This is a genomic window from Caulobacter endophyticus, assembly GCF_003116815.1.
GTDB classification, from domain to species: domain Bacteria; phylum Pseudomonadota; class Alphaproteobacteria; order Caulobacterales; family Caulobacteraceae; genus Caulobacter; species Caulobacter endophyticus.
In genome coordinates, this window is sequence record NZ_QDKQ01000047.1 from 1 (window position 1) to 9,586 (window position 9,586).

The 9,586-nt window shown below is 61.9% G+C and carries 8 protein-coding genes and 1 pseudogene; 4 read left to right on the top strand and 5 right to left on the bottom strand.

Translation table 11 applies throughout. The annotated features are described in order from the left end of the window. The first annotated feature begins 281 nt into the window (after window positions 1–281). On the top strand, window positions 282–1,409 hold the full coding sequence (locus DDF67_RS13260; RefSeq protein WP_109101356.1) for an acyltransferase family protein: 1,128 nt from the start codon (window positions 282–284) through the stop codon (window positions 1,407–1,409). 85 nt (window positions 1,410–1,494) lie between these two features. Here the strand turns inward: DDF67_RS13260 and DDF67_RS13265 are convergent, their stop codons facing one another. Beyond that, window positions 1,495–2,118: a sugar transferase gene (locus tag DDF67_RS13265; RefSeq protein WP_109101357.1), complete on the bottom strand. Its 624-nt coding sequence runs from the start codon at window positions 2,116–2,118 to the stop codon at window positions 1,495–1,497. A 487-nt stretch (window positions 2,119–2,605) separates the two neighbouring features. Between DDF67_RS13265 and DDF67_RS13270 the strand changes: the two genes are divergently transcribed. The 3 genes from DDF67_RS13270 to DDF67_RS13280 all read left to right on the top strand — a co-directional run bounded on the left by DDF67_RS13270 (window position 2,606) and on the right by DDF67_RS13280 (window position 5,526). Next, complete coding sequence (locus DDF67_RS13270; RefSeq protein ID WP_109101358.1) at window positions 2,606–2,800, top strand: hypothetical protein; 195 nt, start codon at window positions 2,606–2,608, stop codon at window positions 2,798–2,800. A gap of 754 nt (window positions 2,801–3,554) precedes the next feature. After that, window positions 3,555–5,279: a sensor histidine kinase gene (locus tag DDF67_RS13275; RefSeq protein ID WP_109101359.1), complete on the top strand. Its 1,725-nt coding sequence runs from the start codon at window positions 3,555–3,557 to the stop codon at window positions 5,277–5,279. A 43-nt stretch (window positions 5,280–5,322) separates the two neighbouring features. Next, a complete protein-coding gene (locus DDF67_RS13280; RefSeq protein ID WP_109101360.1) occupies window positions 5,323–5,526 on the top strand; it encodes a hypothetical protein in 204 nt (67 codons plus the stop codon). A 50-nt stretch (window positions 5,527–5,576) separates the two neighbouring features. Here the strand turns inward: DDF67_RS13280 and DDF67_RS13285 are convergent, their stop codons facing one another. The 4 genes and pseudogenes from DDF67_RS13285 to DDF67_RS13300 form a co-directional block, all read right to left on the bottom strand. After that, window positions 5,577–5,894 (bottom strand): hypothetical protein, encoded by a 318-nt coding sequence (locus DDF67_RS13285; protein ID WP_109101361.1) that lies wholly within the window; start codon window positions 5,892–5,894, stop codon window positions 5,577–5,579. 100 nt (window positions 5,895–5,994) lie between these two features. Then, entirely contained in the window at window positions 5,995–6,870 is an 876-nt protein-coding gene (locus DDF67_RS13290; protein WP_158278044.1) for an ABC transporter ATP-binding protein, read from the bottom strand. Between the two features lie 1,548 nt (window positions 6,871–8,418). Next, the gene (locus tag DDF67_RS13295) at window positions 8,419–9,186 is read right to left on the bottom strand and encodes a class I SAM-dependent methyltransferase (RefSeq protein WP_158278045.1); all 768 of its coding nucleotides are present in this window, start codon (window positions 9,184–9,186) and stop codon (window positions 8,419–8,421) included. 290 nt (window positions 9,187–9,476) lie between these two features. Beyond that, a pseudogene (locus tag DDF67_RS13300) lies at window positions 9,477–9,586 on the bottom strand (UTP--glucose-1-phosphate uridylyltransferase); the annotation flags it as partial.

Here is a 9,586-nt window from a genome sequence, read left to right on the forward strand (position 1 = left end):
GCCCTGACCCCGTCGGACTTCACCTTCTAGTCCAAACCCCGATCGCCTATCGCCAACGGCCGGCCCGCCTCACCGCGGCGCCGGCCGTATGCTTTTTGATCAATAGACGGCCGTCGACTGCTGAACGGTCTTTCTCGTTTACTATGGTGCGGTGCGGCATGAAATTCGCCGCGGCCAAAGTTTGGCCCCAGGCGTCGGGCTCCCTCCAAAGCGGTGGGGAGGGCGAACGCCGCAATCAGTGAGGGCTTGAATTGCGCCTTCAGTAGACGTTGGAGACTTGCATGGGCGTCCAAACCCCGGCGGCTGGGACGCCGTCGCAGCAAACCTTGGCCAACGTTCAAATATTGAGGCTAGTCGCGGCTGTAATCGTGGTTTTTGGTCATGCGCAGCAGGAACTGCGGGAGATGGCGGGCCCCACGACTTTGGCGAGCTGGCGCCCTATCCCCTGGGGGTTTGGCGTCGACATCTTCTTCGTCATCAGCGGTTTCATCATGTACATCGTGGCGGGCGACAGCTTCGGCTCCCTACGCGCGTCGAGAAGGTTTCTAGCCCGACGCCTCGAAAGGATTGCTCCGCTCTACTGGATCTTCACCTCGGCGCTCCTCGCCTTAACCCTCTTGGGCTTCGGTAGCGGAGGGAAACCCGACTGGGTCCAGACGCTTGCCTCCTATCTGTTCTTTCCCGTGCATCGGGCAGATGGAGCCATCAGGCCGATCTTGAGTGTGGGATGGACGCTCAACTACGAGATGCTCTTCTATGTCTTGTTCGCCCTAGCCATGCTCTTGCCCAAGCGGGTGGGTATGGCGGCGCTATCGGCGACTTTATTAACCCTCGTCGCGCTCGCGCCGCTGGCTCGGCAAGGCCCAGCCTTCGCTGTGTACTGGACCGATCCGATCATCCTGGAGTTTGCCGCGGGTCTCCTTCTAGGGTCTCTCTATAAACGGCAAGTCAGGCTCTCGATGCTGGCCGCTGGCGCCATGGCCATCGGAGGTTTCGCGCTTGCAGCTGCGACCTGGCCGCAGGCGCCCCGGGCTCTCGTCAGCGGGTTTCCGGCCGCTTTGATCGTCGCTGCCGCCGCGCTCGGGCCCAATCCGACACGACCGGGGGCCTTGCAGGGCGCGCTCATCGCTGGCGGCGACGCCTCCTACGCCTTGTACTTGAGCCATATCTTCGTGATCAACGCTGTGAGCCTGGTTTGGGCTCGGGCGGGCCTGAACGCGCCGCTGTTGTTTCTTGGTCTGACCCTGGCCGGCAGCATCTTGATCGGCGCCCTGGTTCGCCTGGGACTGGAGAAGCCCATCTTGTCGTTGATGCGAAAACGTCGAGGTCAAGCCACGGACCAGCGGCGCCGAGAGGCGAAGCCCGAAAGAGCCAGTTCTTCCGCGTCGGCCTATTCCGTGGAGCGATAAAAAAGGACGCCGCAAGGCGGCGTCCTTTTCGGCGGCTTGAGCCGCTCTCTTGGGCGACCAGGGTCGCTCCTGCTTAACGGGTCGATCAATAGGCCTTTTGGAAGGGAACGAGCACGGCGGTGAGCACCAGGATCTTCAGATCGCCAAGCAGACGCCATTCATCGATGTATCGGTTGTCGAACTCAATACGGCGGCGCATGTCCTCCGTCGTCTGGGTTTCGCCCCGCGCGCCCATCACCTGCGCCAGCCCGGTCAAACCGGGCTTCGTGCGATAGCGGGCTGCGTAGTCGGAGATCAGCGCGCCGTAGTAGCGGTCGTGGGCCAGGGCGTGAGGGCGAGGCCCGACAAGGGACATCTCGCCGCGAAGCACGTTGATGAGTTGGGGCAGCTCATCGATGCTGGCGCGCCGCAGCAAGGCGCCGACGGGCGTAACGCGCTGATCGCCACGGGTGGCCTGGCGAATAGTGTCGCCATCCTCCGTCACCGTCATCGTGCGAAACTTGAGAATTCGGAACGTCTGGCCGTGAAGTCCCGCACGCTGCTGCCGGAACAATATGGGCCCCGGCGACGTCGTCTTCACGGCCAAGGCCGTCACGATCATCAACGGCGCGAGAAACACCAGCAGCCCCAGGGCCAGGCCGATGTCCACGATCCGCTTTCCGAGGCTTTCCGCAGGGCCGGCTACCGCCGCCATGGCCACATCGGTCATATCGATCCTCTCGTCGCCGTTAGCACCATCACCGCGCGCCAATTTGAAACAACCTTGTTCGTGCTCTTACCGCATCGCAATAGCCGTGCCGGGGCAAAGTGCAAGGTTCCTTGTAATCGCCGCAGGCGTCAGTCACATCTGCCTGCCACAGCCTACAGACGCATGATTGTTGTGCATTAGCGCACCCCTGCGACAAGCCGATGAACCGATCGGCTGTTCGACTTCGCTAGAACGCGGGACTTTCTTCGGCCCGTCAATCCCATCACGCGACGAAAGTTAACCTAGTCGCTAGAAGCTTGACCATAAAATCCCTTTTTATCTCTACCGCGAACCGCGGAGATTCAGTGAAAACTTTGCGGTCAGCCCTTGCCAGCCGAAGCAACCTGAAGCGCCATCTGCCTAAAGATTCATCCGATGCGCGAAACCATGAGCCTGTACCCGCCAGTTCAGCTTCAGTAGGTTCAGTCAATTGGGAGGGGCATGCGCCATGCAAACGATCAGGGTTGTTGAGACCGCCGACGGCTGGCAGGTCCGATGCGGGGATGAAGTTCTGTTGCAAGACGTTGCCGAAGAACCCTGTTTCACGTTCGCCCTGGCGACATCGAGCCGGATGTTCGACGCGGGCAGGCGCTACGAAGTGGTGCTCCAACGCCTCGACAGTCTAATCGTTCCGGCGGACTGAACCATCGGCGACTTCCAAATCGACTGCGGAGGCGGTCGTCAACCGCCCAGACCGGCGCAGCAGTCGCGCAGCTTCGCGCCGGACCTGCGGTGAACGACTCGACCACGTTCTTGAACTGGCCGTAATCGCGCGCTCCAGATCGGCGCAGAGGCACAGGGCTTCGACATGGAGCCAGCGCTCAGATCTCTCCCTCAGCCACACCTTGCGTTCCCTACTCAGCCCGCCGAGACTTGGCTTTCGTCAGTCTGGGCGAGGGCTGCGCCTTGCGCTGTGCAAACTGGCACAGGCTCGCGCCGGCGAGCGCAAGAGGCCCCGGGGGCCCGTTGGGCCCCCGGAGTTTAAGTCGCCGCCGAGGCGCGGCCGCTTGAGACTAATGTCTCGACGGATCGGCTCCAACCGGCGTGCCGCCTAACATCCCGCGCCGCCGGAGTCGGGTTCATTATGGGCTCCGGAGGCAGTCGCCGCTCAACTTTTCAGCATAGCGGTTTGATTTCGTATCATCGCACTGAGTACCGCAAGACTACGGCAGCAAGCTGAGCCGGAGGCGATTGTCGGGTGCCCGACCTTTCCAAAGATAATCTCGTAAAGGGCTTCCCAAGTTGGAAAAATCATTGATACTTCCGCCGCAGTACCGTCGCTTAACCGCTTAAATCATCACGGTCGTCTATCGCGAGCCAAGGGCTCGATGGCGTCCTAGCAAGCGTGCGAGGGGACTTTGACGCCACGACCGCAGCAAGCAGGCGACACGGCGGTGATGCTCAGAGTGGTGGCCAAGGCCCCTGCGAACCTGGCGCTTCTTGATGTTGACGGCGCCTACCTCGCGGCTTCTGGTCCGCACCGTCGCCTGCTGGGCCTGTCAAGTTCGGGCGAGATCGGTGGCCAACGTCTCCACGTGTTGAAGCCTGAACTCGCCGAGCGCTTCGATGCCCTCCTGGCGCTTCACTTGAGCGGGCGCCCCGCGCGCCTCAAGGTGCGGGTCAACCGCGCGGGTCCGCTGTGCTGGTGGACCCTCACCCCTGGTCCTGACGGAAGCTATCTGCTTTGGTCCGAGGAGGACGTCGGCGAGCGACACGGCGCCGACGACGCCCGCTTCAGACCGATCTTCGATAAGGCCGCTTTGGGCGTGGCGCATGTCGCCTTAACCGGAGACTTTCTCGACGTCAACAGCCGGTTCTGCTCGATCACCGGCTACTCCGCAGAGCGGCTGCTAAGTATGGGCTTTCAGGCGATCACCCATCCTGAGGATTTGGCCAAAGACCTTCGCCTTATGGAAGCGCTTATACGAGGCGAGGTGGAAACCTACAGCCTCGAGAAGCGCTATCTGCGCGGCGACGGTTCTACGATCTGGGTCAATTTGACGGCGTCTGCGGTTCGCGACGAACTGGGAGAGCCTCAAGCGTTCATCGCCATTGTCGAGGACATCGAAGAGCGTCGGGCGGTCGCCGAGGCCCTGAAGATTAGCGAAGCTCAAGCGCGCGACCAACTCGAAGAGCTTGAGGCCATCTATCAATCTTCGCCCGTCGGCTTGGCGTTTCTCACGCCCGAACTTCGATATGTTAGGATCAATCATCGTCTGGCCGAGATGAATGGCGTGGAGATCGGCGCTCACTTGGGGCGTTCGGTCGGTGAAGTGGCCCCGGCGCTTTTCGACCAGATCCGCGACATCGCCGAGCGGCTGGCCGGCCAGAGCACCGCCAAGGCTTACGAGGTTCATGGGGAAACGCGCGCTGCGCCCGGCCAGGAGCGATACTGGCTGGAGTATTGGGTTCCGCTCACGCGACCCGACGGCGCATTACGCGGCTACAATGTCGTGGTCGAAGAGATCACTGAGCAACGGCGCAACGAAGAACGCCGAAAGTTGTTGATGGACGAGCTGAACCACAGGGTGAGGAATACGCTCGCCGTTGTTCAGTCGATCGCAAGGCAGACCTTCGCAGGCGTGCAGGATGAAGATCCCAAACAAGCGTTCGAAGCGCGCTTGTTGGCGCTGGCTGCGGCGCATGCTGTGCTTGTGCAGGACAGCTGGAGCGCGGCTGATCTTGCCCAGATCGCCACGGCCGCCATCGGTTTACAGTCCGCCGACCGTCTGTCGATGACGGGCCCCCCTGTCGCCGTCTCGCCCGAGACAGCGGTGTCTCTATCTCTAGTGCTGCACGAACTCGCGACCAACGCCATTAAGTACGGCGCACTGGCCAACCATGATGGCCGTATCGAGCTGACCTGGGCTTTCGAGCAGGACGGCTTGATCCTGATATGGCGTGAACGCGACGGACCAAAGGTGGAGACGCCGACACGGCGCGGCTTTGGCTCGCGCTTGCTGTCGCGGGCCTTCAGCGGTCAAAACGATCGGGCGACAATCGATCTGCGCCCTGAAGGTCTCAGCTGCACCATACGCCTGAACGCTACGGCCCTTGTCCTCAAATCCAATAGCCCGATCGAGTCTTGTGGGCAGGCCAACGCGCCGGGATCAGCGTGTTGACGACAAATCGATCAGTGGTTTGGCCCCCGATTGGGAGAAACCGATGACGGCCCAAGAGCCCCGGATTATTCCACCCGATCCCAACGCCTTGGAAGCCGAGGCCGAAGACTTGATGGACAGCGCCGTGAACGCCGACGATCCGATTGTCGAGGCGGCGTTGAGGCGTATGGCTATAGCCAGTCGTATCGCCGCAACCATGGCCAGGGCCGTGGAAGACAGTCCAGGCGTTCCACCGTCCAAGACATGAAATCATGCTTCAGCGTCGCCGCCACCGGGCCCGCGGCCCGGTTCATGTTGCTAGTGAGCGGCGTTTTCATTAGCCGGACGCAGTGCGCCGCGCGCGTCGCGGATTTGGCCGATCATGCCAAGCGTTGAGGACTGAACCCTCTCCCAGCACAAACGCTGGGCGCGGGTGCCGGCCCTCGATTGCGCCTCGGTCATGTCCTGCGCCAGACGCTCCAGGATAAGATCAAGATCTATGGGCTCGTCAATCTGATCGCAGAGGTCAAGCAGATGGGCAAAGAAGACGTTGGCGACGATCTCCGCGGCCATTGCGCGCTCACGGTGACGGGCAAGCTCCATCTCCAGCCGCTCTAGGCGATCCAGTAGGTCCATGCGTATCCCTTGTCGGCGCCGCCGCCCACTCTAGCCGTGACGATGGTGAGATCCAGTCTGGTTGGATCACGACGGCCATGTACATGCGCTTGGGCCATTCTCAAGGCAATCCATGCCCATCAGCGCCCAGGCCATCGGTGACGGCCTCTGCCGCCTTATCGAAGGCGATCGGATCGCGATGTTCGCTCGCAACAGATTTGTGCTCGGCTCTGAAGGGAGCGAGCATTGAGCTGAAATGGCTTTCGCCACGCGCCAGCAGAACACTTGGCGCGCCTTCTTCCACCACCTGCCCCCCCTTCATCACCACCAAGTGGTCGACATGCAGCACAGATGTCAGCCGGTGGGTGATGACGACGGTCGTGAGACCCCTGCGCGAGCGTCCCAGGTCAGCCTGGATGGCGTCTTCGAGGGCAGCGTCCAACGCGCTCGTGGCTTCGTCGAGAATGAGGAGCTCCGGGCGTCGCAGTAAGGCCCGGGCCAGCCCCAGCCGCTGCCGCTGTCCGCCGGAAAAATTGGCGCCTTGATTGCCGATCCAATGGTCCATGCCCTCGGCCAGCTCATCGATCAGCGGCTGTAGACCGGCGATCTTCGCCGCGTTCGAAACCGATGCCGGACTTGCGTGACTATCGGCTACGGCGATGTTCTCACGCACCGTACTCTCCATCAGCTCGACATCCTGTCCGGCCACCGCGAGCCGGGTCAACCAATCCTCCCGGCGCAGCGTGTCTAGGCGTTGGCCATCGACGAGGATCTCACCCGCGGAGGGCTCATCGAGCCTTAGTAGAAGGTTGACGATGGTGGTCTTTCCAGCGCCGCTCGGACCTACAATCGCTGTCCTCTTACCCGCCGGGATGGCGAAGGAGACAGCCTTGAGAATATCATCCTCGTCGGCGCCGTAGGCAAAGCAGACAGCCTCAAACCTGATGCCGTCACGCAATCCCTCGAAGGGCGCGTCTCCGGTCTGCTCGTCGATCAACGCGTACCAGCAGTAGACCAGAACCGATAAAACCGGCGCCGCCGGCCACGAGGATGGATTTCACTGAGCGACCCCCCCGGTCGTTTGATTTCTTCTATTGTTGCATAGCCTGGTGGGCCAAAGCTGCGCCTTTCGCCTGCTGTGCGGTCATGTCGCGGCCCTTCTCAACCGCGGGGCGACGTCTGCAGAGGGCGGCGTTGCTCGCCGGCGCACAAGCGTCCGCGGCCCGTGCCCAGCACGACCGAGCAGTTCTTCGGCAAACGCCAGCCTGCCAAGATTGCCCCCTCATAGCGCTCACCGCGCGGGGACTTATCCGAGCCGTCGGCTCAGATGGCCACTCGACGAGCAGCAGGCGAGGGCGCTGACCTTAGAAAAAAGTCTGAAGAGCCGCGCCGCCGGGCGCGGACGGTTGAGAGGCGCATGGCGGCTGTTTTGATTTCAGGTGGAACGTCGGCCGACGCTATGCGCTCGGCGCTGACCTCTCCACATTGTCGCTCCAAGCCTGCACACAGGCACAGAGCTTCGACCACGACCCACCTTTGGGCGCGTTCACTTTTTCCCATTGCTTGTCGCCTTAGTCTTCCTAGGGCGCGATCCCTGCCGCGCCACGCCATTCGCGAGATACGCTCACTCCTGCTCCGCCGACCGCGTCAGCAGGCCCCCCAGAACGCTACGCGCGACTGCTAATGCTCGGCACGTCCAGGCACCGCAGTCTGTTGCACCTTTGCAATAAGCTTCGCCCCGACCGGCTTGTCCAGCGCTTTGTATAACGCGGGTCGCAGATTCACCCCTCAGGTGTGATTGCGGGTAAAAATTTCAATCAATGATTGAAATCAATGCGTTGAGGCGGCATAGGCTGGGGGCGGCCTTCGTGGCCGACGGGGTTGTGAACCAACGCCAGCCAGGCAAGCGTCGCGCCGTCCCTAAGCTAGGCGGTCCCAGATCGCAAGGCGTGACGCCCAAGACACCTGACCGCTGTCCCAAATTGCATATCCGCACCAAGCGCGAGGACATACGCGATATGGCGCCCCCTCGCATGGCGCCGCTCCCACCGCCGGGCTCTCAATCAGGCGTGGGAGCGGCTGCCGCCGAGAACACCGTTCGCGGCATGGCAATGATCAACGAGGGCTGCGTATTTGCAAGGGTTCCGGGAGCCCGATCGTCCTGTTTTCACTTCGCTGGCGCAAACTGATCAGGGCGTCACTTAGAACCGTCCCGACTGAGCCGCATCTACGAACGCCTCGACGTTGGGTGATCAGCCGCAGACTCGCCGCTAGTACATCTGGATGGAGGTTCTGGCGTAGCAAACGTTCGCGGGACGCCTCTCCGAATTCGCGCTCAAGGCGCGCGCATATGCAAAATGCCTCGACGCTGATCCATTGATTGGTGCGTTCAGCGCTTTTGATCATGTCCCACCCACCGTCAAGCGGGCGCACACGCGCCCGCGCGCGCGGGTCGCGGAACCGGCATTCCGCTACGCGCGCCTAACGAAGGGTTAAACTTTCGTGAGCGGCAAAGGTTGCAGCTTCATAATGCCCCAGACGGCCGCTAGCGACTTCGGGAAGCCACGAGGATGAAATCCGACTCTCGCTGCCCATATCGTCCGGCGGTCACGCCGCGGATGACGGCTGCGGCGCATTCGTAAAGAGCATATGCCAATGGTAAGCGTCGCTTGAAGGCGGCGACATGACTTGAAATGTATGTGTCGAAAAGCGCGATCTTGAAGCCACGGCGCTGCAGCTCGGCCTGAAGCTGGTCGGGATCGGAACCCTTCACCAGAGCAGTCGGGAAGGGCGCGTAGCCCGGCTTGCCGGCATTTTTGCTCCCTCGCACATACCGGTGAAAGGCGACATGCACCCAAAACGGGGTCCACTTGGTGACAAGGCCTTTGACCGAGCGGTTCAGGGGGCCTTTGATGATCATCAGGCCGCCCGGCTCCAGAGCCTGGGCGACGTTTTCAACCGCCGCGATTGGCCGTGGAAGGTGCTCCAGGACGTCCCAGAAGACCGCGGCGTCGAAGCTTCGGTGCGCGAAGTCGAAGTCGTGGATGTCGCCAACCAGCTTGTCGTGAGCGTAACTGTTTCGCGCGATCTGCTCGGGGGACAGATCGATTACTGTGTATCTCGCCCCATCCAGCGGGATCATCGTGCGCGAACCGCCGCCAGCCTCAAGGATGGAGCGTGGCGCCTTCACGGCCAGCAGAGCATCGAGCCTGTCGCGACACCGGCGAAGAGATGCTTCGAACTCGTCAGCGACGATAGGCTCGCCAAGATCTGCGCGTGCAGACCCGCGATCACGGATATAGGATTGCTTCAAGGCCTTCCCCCAAAGACCGCCGAACCGGCAGCTCAGCTGAGCTTTAATGCAATCTATCTATTGAGAATCAAGTGCGCTGGGCGGTTGAGCGTTATATCCGCTGGGCAGTCTAAAGCCGCTCGCGGCCCATAACATAACGCCGTTCGCCACCTTCAGCCCGCCTCAAGTTCGCCGGCCACGATCGCGCCGACGAACGCCATGAAGCAAAAAGGCAAGCTCCGCCCAAGCTCAAGGCAGGCTTTGCCTAAAAGCTGGGCGCAGCGCGCGGGCTTGGTCGCCGCGAAATTCCCCTACAGCAGCGACGAGATCGCCTTGCGGGCCGCTTCGCCGAGGTCGGGACGCTTCAGCGCCAGGGCGACATTGGCCTTCAGCAGGCCGATCTTGTCGCCGCAGTCGTGGG

Bases quoted from the DNA above. Each gene is read 5' to 3' on its own strand.
- DDF67_RS13260 (WP_109101356.1), top strand. From the start codon at position 282: ATGGGCGTCCAAACCCCGGCGGCTGGGACGCCGTCGCAGCAAACCTTG.
- DDF67_RS13265 (WP_109101357.1), bottom strand. From the start codon at position 2,118: ATGACCGATGTGGCCATGGCGGCGGTAGCCGGCCCTGCGGAAAGCCTC.
- DDF67_RS13270 (WP_109101358.1), top strand. From the start codon at position 2,606: ATGCAAACGATCAGGGTTGTTGAGACCGCCGACGGCTGGCAGGTCCGA.
- DDF67_RS13275 (WP_109101359.1), top strand. From the start codon at position 3,555: ATGCTCAGAGTGGTGGCCAAGGCCCCTGCGAACCTGGCGCTTCTTGAT.
- DDF67_RS13280 (WP_109101360.1), top strand. From the start codon at position 5,323: ATGACGGCCCAAGAGCCCCGGATTATTCCACCCGATCCCAACGCCTTG.
- DDF67_RS13285 (WP_109101361.1), bottom strand. From the start codon at position 5,894: ATGGACCTACTGGATCGCCTAGAGCGGCTGGAGATGGAGCTTGCCCGT.